Source organism: Micromonospora hortensis (assembly GCF_022230935.1).
Taxonomy (GTDB): Bacteria; Actinomycetota; Actinomycetes; order Mycobacteriales; family Micromonosporaceae; genus Micromonospora; species Micromonospora hortensis.
Genome location: NZ_JAKKFE010000021.1, coordinates 25938 through 39305, shown reverse-complemented (window position 1 = coordinate 39305; position 13368 = coordinate 25938). Strand labels below are relative to the sequence as shown.

The window sequence follows — 13368 nt, the reverse complement described above, 5'->3', positions numbered from 1 at the left end:
CCCCTAACGGGGTGGCCTTATTTGCGTTTCCCTGAAGGATCCGACCCGGATTCCTGACACTCCGGTTACCCGATGACCGAGGCCGAGGCAGCCCGTTCAGGGCACCCGAAACCGCCACGGTCACGCTCGATCCTGGTTGTCGTGGCCTCAGCTGCGTTGGGACACCACTACATCCAGGATGTTGCACGATCTTTCAGTCTCGGGTCTGCATGCCGTCGCGGAGGTTGCGCAGCAGGCCGCCGGCGTCGCTGACCGACCGGCCCGGGAACATCGCCATGACCACGCTGCCGTGGTCGGCCCAGCCGCACACCGCGAAGTCCCCGCCCTCGCCACTGGTGCTCCCACACTTCAGCACCCCGCCGAGATCACCCGCGGGCAGCTCCCGCAGACCGTTAACCGCGCCGGTCTCGTCCGACATCAGGCGGAAGAGGCTGTCGAGGTCCCGTTCGGGCTGCCAGAGCAGGGTGGTGCCCCCGAAGATGAGCACCGAGCGCTTGTCGTCGGCCGGGTCGCGGTAGACAGTGCCGAAACTGCTGTCCAGTTCGATGTTCGCCGCCAGGCCGCTGCGCAGATAGTCGGCAGTGCTCTTGGCCCGCTCGCTGTCGTCGCGGGTCAGACCCGCCACCCGATCGGGTGAGGCCAGTTGGGTGTCCTTCTCCTGCGCCACCCGCCACCCACCGACACCGAGCACGCCGGCACCGGCGAGACCGACCACCAGTGCGACCGTCCAACCGATCTTGCGGCGGCGTGACCAGCCGCCGGATCGCTCGTCGGGGTCGCCTCCGGTGTCCCGGGTGCTCAGCTGGATCGGCTCTTCGGTCAGCTCGACCGGCTCGCGGCCGCCGTCGCGCGACCGCTCGGTGAGATGTGCGTCGGACATAGCCGACACCGTACGCGAACGGCAGGTGGCGCACGTCAGGTCTGCGGAAGCCCTCCGTAGACTTGTCCGGTGACCGAGAGACTGGATGCCCGACGCCCCGACGCCCCGACCCTTGCCGGCCAGTACCAGCCCGGTGAGGTAGAGCAGCGACGGTACGAGCAGTGGGTAGCCGGCGGGCACTTCCGGGCCTCCGCCGACAGCGACAAGCCCCCCTTCACCATCGTCATCCCGCCGCCGAACGTCACCGGCTCCCTGCACATGGGCCACGCGTTCGAGCACACGCTGATGGACGCGTTGACCCGGCGTAAGCGGATGCAGGGCTTCGAGGCGCTCTGGCTGCCGGGCATGGACCACGCCGGCATCGCCACCCAGAACCTGGTCGAGCGTCAGCTCGCCGCCGAAGGGCTGTCCCGGCACGATCTCGGCCGGGAGAAGTTCGTCGAGCGGGTCTGGCAGTGGAAGGCCGAGTCCGGTGGCGCCATCCTCGGCCAGATGCGCCGCCTCGGCGACTCCGTCGACTGGGACCGCGAGCGCTTCACCATGGACGCGGGGCTGACCCGCGCCGTCCAGACGATCTTCAAGAAGCTCTTCGACGACGGCCTGATCTACCGGGCGAACCGGATCATCAACTGGTGTCCGCGTTGCCTCACGGCGCTCTCCGACATCGAGGTCGAGCACACCGACGACGACGGCGAGCTGATCTCGATCCGCTACAGCGACGAGGTCGTGGTGGCCACCACCCGGGCCGAGACGATGCTCGGCGACACCGCTGTGGCGGTGCACCCCGACGACGAGCGCTACCAGCACCTGATCGGCACCGAGGTCGAGCTGCCGTTGACCGGCCGCCGCATCCCGATCGTCGCCGACGCGCACGTCGACCCGTCCTTCGGCACCGGCATGGTCAAGGTGACGCCGGCCCACGACCCTAACGACTTCGAGATCGGCCAGCGGCACGACCTGCCCGCGCTGACCGTGATGGACGAGCGCGGTGTGATCACTGTGCCCGGCCCGTTCGAGGGGTTGGACCGGTTCGAGGCGCGACCGGCGATCGTGGCAGCGCTGCGGGAGCAGGGCCTGATCGTCGCCGAGAAGCGCCCGTACGTGCACGCGGTCGGGCACTGCTCGCGGTGCAAGACCACAGTCGAGCCGCGGCTGTCGCTCCAGTGGTTCGTCAACACCGCCCCGTTGGCCCAGGCCGCAGGTGACGCGGTGCGCGACGGTCGGGTGCGCATCGAGCCGGCCGAGCTGGCCAAGCGCTACTTCGCCTGGGTCGACAACATGCACGACTGGTGCATCTCCCGCCAGCTGTGGTGGGGGCACCGCATCCCGGTCTGGTACGGCCCGGCGGGCGAGATCGTCTGCGTCGGCCCCGACGAGGCGCCGCCGACCGGCGAGGGTTGGCACCAGGACGAGGACGTCCTGGACACCTGGTTCTCCAGCGGCCTGTGGCCGTTCTCCACACTGGGCTGGCCCGAGCAGACCCCGGACCTGGCCAAGTTCTACCCGACCAGCGTGCTGGTCACCGGGTACGACATCCTGTTCTTCTGGGTCGCCCGGATGATGATGTTCGGCCTCTACGCGATGGACGGCCGGCCGCCCTTCGACGTGGTCGCGCTGCACGGCATGGTCCGTGACCAGTTCGGCAAGAAGATGTCGAAGTCCTTCGGCAACGTGGTCGACCCGCTGGACTGGATCGACCGGTACGGCGCCGACGCCACCCGCTTCACCCTGGCGCGGGGCGCGAACCCCGGCCAGGACGTCCCGGTCAGCGAGGAGTGGTGTCAGGGCTCCCGCAACTTCTGCAACAAGCTCTGGAACGCCACCCGGTTCGCCCTGATGAACGGCGCGCACACCACTGGCGACCTGCCCCCCACCGAGCAGCTCTCCACCGTCGACAGGTGGATCCTGTCCCGGTTGGCGCACGTCACCGCCGAGGTCGACGAGCAGTTCGAGGCGTACGAGTTCGCCAAGGTGTGCGACCTGCTGTACCACTTCGCCTGGGACGACGTCTGTGACTGGTACGTCGAGCTGAGCAAGCCGGTGCTCGCCGAGGGCGGTGAGCGCGCGGAGGCCAGCCGGCGCGTGCTCGGGCACGTGCTCGACCAGCTGCTGCGGCTGCTGCACCCGGTCATCCCGTTCGTCACCGAGGAGCTGTGGCTCGCGCTGACCGGCGGCGAGACGGTGCAGGCCGCCGCCTGGCCGGTGGCCGACCGGTCGCTGGTCGACGACGCCGCCGAGGCCGAGCTGGTCGGCGTGCAGCGGGTGGTCACCGAGATCCGCCGGTTCCGTTCCGACCAGGGGCTGCGCCCCACGCAGCGGGTGGCTGCCCGCCTGGACGGGCTGTCCGGCGCGGGTATCGCTGCCCACGAGCCGCTGATCCGTTCGCTGGTCCGGTTGGATCCGGCCGGTGACGACTTCCAGGCCAGCGCCACGTTGGCCATGCCCGGCGCCGTCGGTGTCGCGTTGGACACCCGGGGGTCGATCGACGTGGGCGCCGAGCGGGCCCGGCTGACGAAGGACCGCGCGGCAGCCGAGAAGGAGGTCGCGCAGGCCCGGGCGAAGCTCGACAACCCTGCCTTCATCGGCAAGGCCCCCGAGCCGGTGGTCACGAAGATCCGCGACCGGCTCGCCACCGCCGAGGCCGACCTGGTCCGGATCGACGCTGCTCTGGAGACACTGCCCTCGTGACCGACCGTAACGAATTCGCCGCCGTCGAGGCCGAGCTGAACGCCCGTGGCTTCACCCGCATGGTCTTCGAGCTGGACCGGATCGAGTCGCTGCTCGACCTGCTCGGCAGCCCGCAGCGGGCGTACCCGACGATCCACCTGACCGGCACCAACGGCAAGACCTCCACGGCGCGGATGATCGACTCGCTGCTGCGGGCGCACGGGCTGCACACCGGGCGGTACACCAGCCCGCACCTGGAGACCGTCCGGGAGCGGATCAGCCTGGACGGGGAGCCGGTCAGCGAGGAACGGTTCGCGTCGGTGTACCGGGAGATCAAACCGCTGGCCGAGCTGGTCGACGCGCGGTCTGACGAGCCGCTGACGTACTTCGACATGACCACCGCGCTGGCGTTCGCCACCTTCGCCGACGCGCCGGTCGACATCGCGGTGGTCGAGGTGGGCCTCGGCGGGGCCGAGGACGCCACGAACGTCCTCCAGGCCGGGGTCTGCGTGATCACCCCGATCGGGCTGGACCACACCGAGTGGCTCGGTGACACGCTCCAGGACATCGCGCTGGCCAAGGCCGGCATCATCCACCCGGGGGCCACAGTGATCTCGGCGGCCCAGGAGGAGGAGGCCGCCGGTCCCCTCCTCGAACGCTGCGCCGAGGTCGGGGCCACCATCGCCCGGGAGGGCGGCGAGTTCGGCGTGCTGGGTCGGGCGGTCGCGGTCGGCGGTCAGGTGCTCACCCTCCAGGGGCTGGGTGGCGTGTACGACGACGTGTTCATTCCGCTGCACGGTGCCCACCAGGCGCAGAACGCGGCAATGGCGCTCGCCGCCGTGGAGGCGTTCCTGGGTGCGGGGGCTCGACGTCAGTTGGACATCGAGGCGGTCCGGGAGGGCTTCGCGTCGACCAGCTCCCCGGGTCGGCTGGAGCGGGTCCGCAACGCCCCGACCATCCTGCTGGACGGTGCGCACAACCCGCACGGCATGAAGGCCACAGTCACCGCGCTCCAGGAGGAGTTCGCGTTCAGCAAGCTGGTGGCCGTGATCGGCGTACTGGCCGACAAGGACGCGGAAGCGCTGCTGGAGTTGCTGGAGCCGGTGGTCGACCAGGTGGTGGTCACCCGCAACACCTCGCCACGGGCGATGCCGACGGAGGAACTCGCCGCGCTGGCCGCCGAGATCTTCGGCGAGGAGCGGGTGGCCTCGGCCGAGGAGATGCCGGACGCCATCGAGCTGGCGGTGGCGATGGCCGAGGAGGACGTCCCCGGTGAGCTGAGCGGGGTCGGGGTGCTGGTCACGGGGTCCGTGGTGACTGTCGCCGACGCGCGTCGGCTGCTGAAGCGATGACCAGCCCGGAGCGGGACCCGCACCCCACCGAGGACCCGACCGGCCCGCCGGTCGAGCAGCCGGTGGGGGAGGAGGAGCCCACGGCCGGGCAGCCGCGACGCTCCGGGTTGCGCAACCCGGAGCGGGCGGTACGGGGTCTCGGTGCTGGCACCCTCAGCCTGGAGGCGCTGGTGCTGCTGCTGGCGATCCAGCCGATCCGGGTGGTCGGCGGTGACCTCGGCGGCGCCGCGATCGGTGCGGTGGTGGCACTGGCGGTGGCAGCAGTGGTGCTCGCCGGCATGATGCGTCGCCAGTGGGCCTGGAACGCCGGCACCGTGCTCCAGGGCCTGCTGTTGCTGGGCGGTCTGCTGCACTGGTCGCTGCTCGGGCTGGGCATCATCTTCGCCCTGGTCTGGGCGTACGCGTTGCACGTTCGCCGCGTCATTCTCGGCTGACGCCGGACCCGGCTGGCGCCGTCCGAAGGCGGGCCGGGTCAGGCGTCGGCGCGTTCGCGCCACTGGGTGAGCGCGACGCCGTGGCCATCCGGGTCGCGGAAGGCCGCCGCCCACCCCTCGAGCTTGGTGCCCCTGTTGACCACCCGGGGCGCGTACGTGAACCGGACGCCCGACCCGCGCAACCGCTCGTACGCCGCCTCGATGTCGCTCACCTCAAGGTTGACGTGCACGAGTCGACGGCTGATGGGCGCCGCCCCGGTCACCTCGCGCAGGACGATCCGGGTCGACCCGGAGGCCAGGACGGCGTTGTGGGCACCCTGGTCGACCTCGCTGAAGCCGAGCACGTCACGGTAGAAACCGAGCGACCGGGGCAGGTCGGTGACCAGCAGGGTGAGACCCACCCCGCTGATCGGCGCGGCCGGGTCCGCGGCCGAGCCGGCGTCGAACCCGAAGATCGCTTGGTCCAGTTCCTCGTCGGTCGCTGTCGTACGTGCGGCCCCGGCCGGGGAGGGATCGTCCAGCGGAAGATCGAGCGGGTCCAGCGGGTCGGCCGCGCCAGGGCCGGACCGCTGCGCGGGAGGTGGATCGAAGCGCTGCGCGTCGGGCTGGTCGAAGCGTTGCGCGTCGGGCTGGTCGAAGCGCTGCGCGCCGGGTGGTTCGACGGGGTCCTCGGCCGGCGCGGCGGTCGTGCCACCCGCCTCCGAAGCGTCGAACCGGTCGGCGGCGGGCTCGTCGAAGCGCTCCTCGGCGGGCGGGCGCGGCGCCGGAGTGGTCGCCCGTCGGGGCAGCCCACCGGACTGGGGCTCGACGACGACGCCCTCCAACACCATCGGACCACCTGGGCTCTGGTGAATCACCACGGGCTCGCGCTCCTCGGGCATGACGCCCGGGTCGTCGCGCGGGAGGTCGTCGCGCGAAGGGTCGGTGCGCAGCGGGTCACCGAGCGGGTCGCGGAACGGGTCACCGAGCGGGTCGCGGAACGGGTCACCGACCGGGTCCCGGAACGGGTCACCGGCCGGGTCGCGGAAGTCGTCGCGGAAGTCGTCGTCGGGTGCGCGGTCGGCCCACGGCGGCGCGTCCTGCTGGATCAACAGCTCGTCCATCGCCTCCGCGTCGGCGAACTCCGGCGGAAGATCGGCGACGGCAGCGGCGGTCTCGGCATGGGTCGGCACCTCGTCCCAGAGGACCTTGACGTGCCGCTGGTCGTCCAACGCGACCCGGATCGGCAGGGTCTGGCCCAGCGACGGCCACTTGGAGACTGGCACCCTCGGCTCAATGATCTTCTTGGACCGCGGCGGCAGACCAGGGGCGTCAATCACCAGTTGCAGTTCGCAGCGGCCGAACGCGTACTGGGTGGGTGGTTCGGAGGCGCTGTGCACGTGCCCGACGCCGACGACCCACGTGCGCCCGCCGCCGCGTACGGTCGCCAGCGCGATCGCCAGCACCAGCAGGGCGACCCCGAGGGCCACGATGGCCCAACTCGTCATGCCGAGCCCGAACAGGACGACGAACGTGGCCACGGTGCCCAGCACCGCGCCGATCAGCTTGCGTACCGGCGCGATGGGTCGGTTCCCGCCATTCGCCACAGTGGACCTCCCGGGGTCAGGACCAGGCTAGGCCGGATCGGCCACCGGGGGAAAGACCGGCCGCCGCGCCGGTGCCGGGACCGGGTCGCTAGGCTGACCGTACCGATCCCGAGCGTTCAGCGCGTACAGGAGGAACCCAGCGTGTCCAGCAACAGCCCGGATGAGCGCAGCCTCGTTCTGATCAAGCCCGACGCGGTCCGCCGCGGCCTGGTCGGCGAGGTCCTCTCCCGCTTCGAGCGCAAGGGGCTGCGGATCGACGCGATGGCGCACCGGACGATGGATGCCGCGCTCGCCGACGAGCACTACGCCGAGCACGTCGACAAGGCGTTCTACCCGCCGCTGAAGGACTTCATGACCGGCGGCCCGCTGGTCGCCCTGGTGCTCTCCGGCGACCAGGTCATCGACGTGGTCCGCGGGCTGGTCGGCGCCACCGACGGACGCAAGGCCGCCGCCGGCACCATCCGGGGTGACCTGTCGCTGTCCAACCGGGAGAACCTGGTGCACGCCTCCGACTCGACGGACAGCGCCAAGCGCGAGATCGCGCTCTGGTTCCCCGAGCTGGGCTGACGCCCACCGGCCCGGGGCCGACCGACGACGCCCGGGTTCATTCGATCGCCGGCACCTTCGCCGGGTTGCCGACCACGTAGATCCCGGTGATCTGTCCGTCGGCCGCGGCGATGGTCAGCGTGTACCGACTGCCGTCCGCGCGGGTGATCAACATCGCCGGTTCGCCGTTGAGCTCGACCGGATCCATTCCCACTCGGTGACGCGGACCGTAGACCCCTGCGTAGAACCGGGCGATCCGGTCGGGGCCGATGACCGGGTTGAGGGCGGCCCGCGCCCGACCGCCGCCGTCGTTCCACGCTGTGGCGTCGGCGGCCACCAGGTCGGTGAGCCTCGCCAGGTCACCGTCGCGGGCGGCGGCGAGGAACGCTTCCAGCAGCCGCTCCCGCTCCGGACGGCTGGCGGTGAACCGACGCTGCTCCTGCCGTACCCGCGCGGTCGCCCGATGGTGCAGCTGCCGGCAGTCGGCGACGGACCGGTCCAGGATCTCGGCGATCTCCGCGTACGGCAGGTCGAAGGCCGTGTGCAGGACGTACACCGCCCGCTCCGGCGGGGTGAGCCGCTCCAGGACGTGCAGCAACGCGGTGGAGAGCGAGTCGCGTAGCTCCACCCGGTCCAGTGGCCCGAACGGCGAGGGCGCGGTCGGCACCGGCTCGGGCAGCCACGTCCCGACGTACGTCTCGCGGGCCGCCTGCCGGGCCCGCAGCCGGTCCAGGGACAGCCGGGTGACCACCCGGGACAGGTACCGGCGTGGCTCCTCGACCCGGGTCCGGTCCACACCCAGCCAGCGCAGGTACGCCTCCTGGAGCACGTCCTCCGCGTCGTGCCGGCTGCCGAGCAGGCGGTACGCGAGCCCAAGCAGCATGGGCCGGTGCGCCTCAAGCGCACCGGCCGCCTGCGCTGCCGCCTCGGTGGTCACGCCTGGGCCGGAGGCTCCAGCCGCATCGTCACCCCGATCCGATTCCACACGTTGATTGTGGCGATCGCGATGACGAGGTCGGCCAGTTCCTTCTCCGACCAGACCTTCGCGGCGTCATCCCACACCTCGTCCGGCACCCCGTGCTCGCCGAGCCGGGTGACCGCGTCGGTGAGGGCCAGCGCGGCTCGCTCCCGCTCGTCGAAGAAGGGTGCCTCCCGCCAGGTGGCGACAGCGAACAACCGCCGGCTCGACTCGCCGTCGGCGAGCGCGTCCCGGCTGTGCATGTCCACGCAGTACGCGCACCCGTTGATCATCGACGCCCGCAGCTTCACCAGCTCCAGCACTGTGCGGTCGACATTCGTCTGGACGTACTTCTCCAACCCCAAGACGGCCTTGTACGCCTGCGGTGCGACCTCGGCCGGGTTCATCCGTTGCACGACTACCTCCTGATCGGTCCGACGCCTTTACGACGGGTAAGCCGGGGTGGGTCGTGACAACCGGGGCTGTGATCCCGCTCATGCCGGCGAGGTGGCGAGAGTGGTCGGCGGGGCTGGTCAGGCGGCTCTCCCGCCCCTGGGCGGGTTCGCCGTTAGTCGACGGCACGGCGGTGGGCGCGTCGAGTATCGTTGGACCCCGTAAGGCGATGACCCGGCCATCACCGGTGAGCCTCCGGAAGAACAGCCGGGCAACCGGCCCAGTAGAACCGGACGGGTGCGGCCCGTCACAGCCGACAATGAGCGGGCGGTCGATCCTGACCGCCAAGCGGGGTGGTACCGCGGGCCACCCGGGAGCGCCGTTCCAGGCGTACCCGGAGGTTCGTCCTCGCAGACCCACGTTGAGTGAGCTGCATGAGGAGAGCGACCCCCGATGGCCTATCCGTTGCACGACCCGACCGCCGCCGGTGTCCCGGCGAGCCCGGACCTGCCCGCGGTCGAGCGCCGGGTGCTGGAGCACTGGACGGCCGACAAGACCTTCGAAGCCAGCGTCGAGGCCCGCCCCGCCGGCACGGACGGCAAGAACGAGTACGTCTTCTACGACGGCCCGCCGTTCGCCAACGGCCTGCCGCACTACGGTCACCTCTTCACCGGCTACGTCAAGGACGTGGTGCCGCGCTACCAGACGATGCGCGGGCGGCACGTCGAGCGGCGCTTCGGCTGGGACTGCCACGGCCTGCCCGCCGAGGTGGTGGCCGAGAAGCAGCTCGGCATCACCAGCAAGGCGGAGATCATCGACCTGGGCGTGGACCGGTTCAACGAGGCCTGCCGCGCCTCGGTGCTGGAGTTCACCCAGGACTGGGAGCGGTACATCAACCGGCAGGCCCGCTGGGTCGACTTCACCAACGACTACAAGACCCTCGACCTGGACTACATGGAAAGCGTCATGTGGGCCTTCAAGACCCTGCACGACAAGGGTCTGATCTACGAGGGCTTCCGGGTGCTGGCGTACTGCTGGCGCTGTGAGACGCCGCTGTCGAACACCGAGACCCGGATGGACGACGTCTACCGGGACCGGCACGACCCCACCCTGTCGGTGTGGTTCGAGCTGACCGCCGACGAGTCCGCGCCGGAGCTGGTGCGCGGGCCGGTCAAGCTGGGCGTCTGGACCACCACGCCGTGGACCCTGCCGTCGAACCTGGCGCTCGCCGTCGGGCCCGACATCGAGTACGCGGTGCTCGAACGCGACGGCGACCGTTACCTGGTGGGGGCGGCGCGGCTGGCCGCGTACGCCAAGGAGCTGGAGGGCTACGAGCAGGTCGGCACGGTGTACGGCCGGGACCTGGCCGGACGCCGCTACACGCCGCTGTTCGACTTCCTCGTCGAGCAGGCCGGGGAGAACGCCTACCAGGTGCTCGGCGCGGAGTTCGTCACCACCGAGGACGGCACCGGGATCGTGCACCTGGCCCCGGCCTTCGGTGAGGACGACCAGAACGTCTGCAACGCCGCAGGCATCCCCACCATCGTCACCGTGGACGACCACACCCGGTTCACCGCGCTGGTCCCGCCGTACCAGGGTGAGCAGGTCTTCGACGTCAACAAGCCGGTGATCCGGGAACTGAAGGACCGGGGGGTGGTGCTCAAGCAGGACACCTACACCCACTCGTACCCGCACTGCTGGCGTTGCGACACCCCGCTGGTCTACAAGGCGGTGTCGTCGTGGTTCGTCGCGGTGACGCAGTTCCGGGACCGGATGGTCGAGCTGAACCAGGAGATCAACTGGACGCCCGGCCACATCAAGGACGGCTCGTTCGGCAAGTGGCTGGCCAACGCCCGGGACTGGTCGATCAGCCGGAACCGGTTCTGGGGCTCGCCGATCCCGGCGTGGAAGTCCGACGACCCGAACTACCCGCGCCTGGACGTCTACGGTTCGCTGGCCGACATCGAGCGGGACTTCGGCGTACGGCTGACCGACCTGCACCGGCCGGCGGTGGACGACCTGGTCCGCCCCAACCCGGACGACCCGACCGGTCAGTCGATGATGCGCCGGGTGCCGGAGGTGCTGGACTGCTGGTTCGAGTCCGGGTCCATGCCGTTCGCCCAGGTGCACTACCCGTTCGAGAACGCCGACTGGTTCGAGCACCACTACCCGGGTGACTTCATCGTCGAGTACATCGGGCAGACCCGCGGCTGGTTCTACACGATGCACGTGCTGGCCACCGCGCTGTTCGACCGGCCGGCGTTCCGCAACTGCCTGAGCCACGGCATCCTGCTCGGCTCGGACGGGCGCAAGATGTCCAAGAGCCTGCGCAACTACCCGGACGTTTACCACGTCTTCGACGCGTACGGCTCGGACGCCATGCGCTGGATGCTGATGTCCTCGCCGGTGCTGCGCGGTGGGGACATGGCGGTCACCGAGGCGGGCATCCGCGACGCCGTCCGGCAGGTGCTGCTGCCGCTGTGGAACGTGTGGTATTTCTTCACGCTCTACGCCAACGCCGACGGGTACCAGGCGCGGCGGCGCACCGACTCCACCCACCTGCTCGACCGGTACGTGCTGGCGAAGACGAACGAGCTGGTGTCCACTGTCGGCGCGCAGATGGACGCGTACGACATCTCCGGTGCCTGCGCCACCGTCCGGTCCTACCTGGACGCGTTGACCAACTGGTACGTGCGCCGGTCCCGGGACCGGTTCTGGTCCGGTGACGCCAACGCCTTCGACACCCTGTCGACGGTGCTGGAGACCCTCTGCCGGGTGGTGGCGCCGCTCGCGCCGCTGACCGCGGAGGAGATCTGGCGTGGCCTGACCGGGGAGCGTTCGGTGCATCTGACCGACTGGCCGGAGGCGAGCGAGTTCCCGGCCGACCACGACCTGGTCGCCGCGATGGACAACGTGCGGGCGGTCGCCTCGGCGGCGCTGTCGCTGCGCAAGGCCAAGGGGCTGCGGGTGCGACTGCCGCTGTCGAAGCTGACAGTGGCCTCGCCGGCCGCGGAGCAACTGCGGCCGTTCGCCGACCTGGTCGCCGACGAGGTCAACGTGAAGACCGTGGAGTTCAGCGCGGAGCTGTCCGCGTACTGCGAGCAGGTGTTGACTGTGGTCCCCCGGGCGCTCGGCCCACGGGTCGGCAAGCAGGTGCAGCAGGTGATCAAGGCGGTCAAGGCGGGCGAGTGGGAGCTGGTCGACGGTGCCCCGGTGGCCGCCGGCGTCACCCTCGCCGAGGGTGAGTACGAGTTGCGCCTGGTCGCCGCCGACGCCGAGCATTCCGCGCCGCTGCCCGGCGGCGAGGGCGTGGTGGTGCTGGACACCGACGTCACCCCCGAGTTGGCAGCCGAGGGGCTGGCCCGCGACGTGGTGCGGGTGGTGCAGCAGGCCCGCCGGGACGCCGATCTGGACGTCTCGGACCGGATCGTGGTGTTGGTGTCGGCGTCTGACGAGGTACGCGCGGCGGTGTCCGCGTACGTCGACTTCGTCTCCGCGGAGGTGCTGGCCGACTCGGTGGACTTCGCCGAGGGCCCGGGCGGCTCCGTCGTCGAGGGCCGGAACGGCTCCGCCGTCGAGGGTCTGGAGGGCTTCGCTGGCGAGGCCGGCGATGGTGAGCGGGTAACTGTGGTCGTCCGCCGGGTATAACGGACCATCGCCAGGGTGCGGGCGCCTCACCACCTCCGTCCGGGAGGTGTGGAGGCGTCCGCTACCGTGACACCGCCTGTTCGCACCTGATCTGCCGGAGGACCAGTGCCCCTGCTCTACACCATCGGCAAGCTCACCGTGGCGCCCACGCTGCGGTTGGCGTTCCGCCCGACCGTGGAGGGGCTGGAACACGTGCCGGAGACCGGTGGCGCTGTCTTCGCCGGCAACCACCTCTCGGTGGCCGACGAGTTGTTCCTCGGCACGGTAGTGCCCCGGCACCTGGCGTTCTGGGCCAAGTCGGAATACTTCAAGGGCGCCGGCGTGAAGGGTGCGATCTCCAAGTTCGTCCTCACCGGCCTGGGTGCGATCCCGGTCGAGCGGGCCGGTGGCCGGGCGGCGCTGTCCGCGTTCGACGCGGCGATCCCGGCGCTCAGGGGCGGTGACCTGGTGGTGGTCTACCCGGAGGGCACCCGCTCGCCGGACGGCAAGCTCTACCGGGGGCGGACCGGCGCGGCCCGGCTGGCGATCTCGGCCGGCGTGCCGATCATCCCGGTCGGCATGATCGGCACGGACAAGGCGCAGCCGATCGGTGCCCGGGTGCCCCGGCCGGGCACTGCCAAGATCACGGTTCGATTCGGCAAGCCGCTGGACTTCACCGGCCGACCGGACGACCGCACCTCGCTGCGGCAGATGACCGACGAGCTGATGAGTGAGATCCAGAAGCTCACCGGCCAGGAGTACGTCCCCCGCTACGCCCCGCCGCGCGCCCACCCGGACCCGACCCGCGAGGCCTGACCCCGCCGGGCGCACCCTGCCCGGCCCTTGGCCTTCCGGTCGCGAAGCACCCGGTCTCAAAGGCGGTATACCTCTGAGTCATAAATATGACTCAGAGGTATACCGCCTT

General features: G+C 70.7%; 10 protein-coding genes. 6 read left to right on the top strand and 4 right to left on the bottom strand.

Going from position 1 to position 13368, the window contains the following annotated elements; translation table 11 throughout:
- Positions 1–193: 193 nt before the first annotated feature.
- Positions 194–880 carry a hypothetical protein gene (locus NIE111_RS15875; RefSeq protein ID WP_238685134.1) on the bottom strand — a complete coding sequence of 229 codons (687 nt, stop codon included), beginning with the start codon at positions 878–880 and terminating at the stop codon, positions 194–196.
- A gap of 69 nt (positions 881–949) precedes the next feature.
- Between NIE111_RS15875 and NIE111_RS15870 the strand changes: the two genes are divergently transcribed.
- From NIE111_RS15870 to NIE111_RS15860, 3 genes are read left to right on the top strand one after another with little or no spacing between them, the layout of a single operon-like run.
- On the top strand, positions 950–3568 hold the full coding sequence (locus NIE111_RS15870) for a valine--tRNA ligase (RefSeq protein WP_238685133.1): 2619 nt from the start codon (positions 950–952) through the stop codon (positions 3566–3568).
- Positions 3565–4899 carry a bifunctional folylpolyglutamate synthase/dihydrofolate synthase gene (locus NIE111_RS15865; protein ID WP_238685132.1) on the top strand — a complete coding sequence of 445 codons (1335 nt, stop codon included), beginning with the start codon at positions 3565–3567 and terminating at the stop codon, positions 4897–4899. Before NIE111_RS15870 ends, NIE111_RS15865 begins: the two co-directional genes overlap by 4 nt.
- Positions 4896–5333 carry a DUF4233 domain-containing protein gene (locus NIE111_RS15860; protein ID WP_238685131.1) on the top strand — a complete coding sequence of 146 codons (438 nt, stop codon included), beginning with the start codon at positions 4896–4898 and terminating at the stop codon, positions 5331–5333. Before NIE111_RS15865 ends, NIE111_RS15860 begins: the two co-directional genes overlap by 4 nt.
- Before the next feature lie 38 nt (positions 5334–5371).
- On the opposite strand, the gene NIE111_RS15855 is transcribed toward NIE111_RS15860, so the two are convergent.
- Positions 5372–6919, bottom strand: a complete 1548-nt coding sequence (locus tag NIE111_RS15855) for a VOC family protein (RefSeq protein ID WP_238685130.1) — start codon at positions 6917–6919, stop codon at positions 5372–5374.
- A 141-nt stretch (positions 6920–7060) separates the two neighbouring features.
- Here NIE111_RS15855 and ndk point away from each other — a divergent pair, with 141 nt between their 5' ends.
- A complete protein-coding gene (gene ndk, locus NIE111_RS15850) occupies positions 7061–7486 on the top strand; it encodes a nucleoside-diphosphate kinase (RefSeq protein WP_088949743.1) in 426 nt (141 codons plus the stop codon).
- A 37-nt stretch (positions 7487–7523) separates the two neighbouring features.
- On the opposite strand, the gene sigJ is transcribed toward ndk, so the two are convergent.
- Positions 7524–8402, bottom strand: coding sequence for an RNA polymerase sigma factor SigJ (gene sigJ / locus NIE111_RS15845; RefSeq protein ID WP_238685129.1), 879 nt, complete (start codon positions 8400–8402; stop codon positions 7524–7526).
- On the bottom strand, positions 8399–8830 hold the full coding sequence (locus NIE111_RS15840) for a carboxymuconolactone decarboxylase family protein (RefSeq protein WP_274531189.1): 432 nt from the start codon (positions 8828–8830) through the stop codon (positions 8399–8401). The genes sigJ and NIE111_RS15840 overlap by 4 nt, the downstream gene beginning before the upstream one ends.
- 439 nt (positions 8831–9269) lie before the next feature.
- Between NIE111_RS15840 and ileS the strand changes: the two genes are divergently transcribed.
- Both ileS and NIE111_RS15830 read left to right on the top strand, forming a co-directional pair.
- Positions 9270–12464: an isoleucine--tRNA ligase gene (gene ileS, locus NIE111_RS15835; RefSeq protein ID WP_238685127.1), complete on the top strand. Its 3195-nt coding sequence runs from the start codon at positions 9270–9272 to the stop codon at positions 12462–12464.
- A gap of 105 nt (positions 12465–12569) precedes the next feature.
- A complete protein-coding gene (locus NIE111_RS15830) occupies positions 12570–13259 on the top strand; it encodes a lysophospholipid acyltransferase family protein (RefSeq protein WP_238685126.1) in 690 nt (229 codons plus the stop codon).
- The last annotated feature ends 109 nt before the right edge of the window (positions 13260–13368 follow it).

What these genes read in the sequence shown, in the direction of transcription:
- ileS (WP_238685127.1), top strand. Translation starts at nt 9,270, where the DNA reads ATGGCCTATCCGTTGCACGACCCGACCGCCGCCGGTGTCCCGGCGAGC.
- NIE111_RS15840 (WP_274531189.1), bottom strand. Translation starts at nt 8,830, where the DNA reads ATGAACCCGGCCGAGGTCGCACCGCAGGCGTACAAGGCCGTCTTGGGG.
- NIE111_RS15875 (WP_238685134.1), bottom strand. Translation starts at nt 880, where the DNA reads ATGTCCGACGCACATCTCACCGAGCGGTCGCGCGACGGCGGCCGCGAG.
- NIE111_RS15860 (WP_238685131.1), top strand. Translation starts at nt 4,896, where the DNA reads ATGACCAGCCCGGAGCGGGACCCGCACCCCACCGAGGACCCGACCGGC.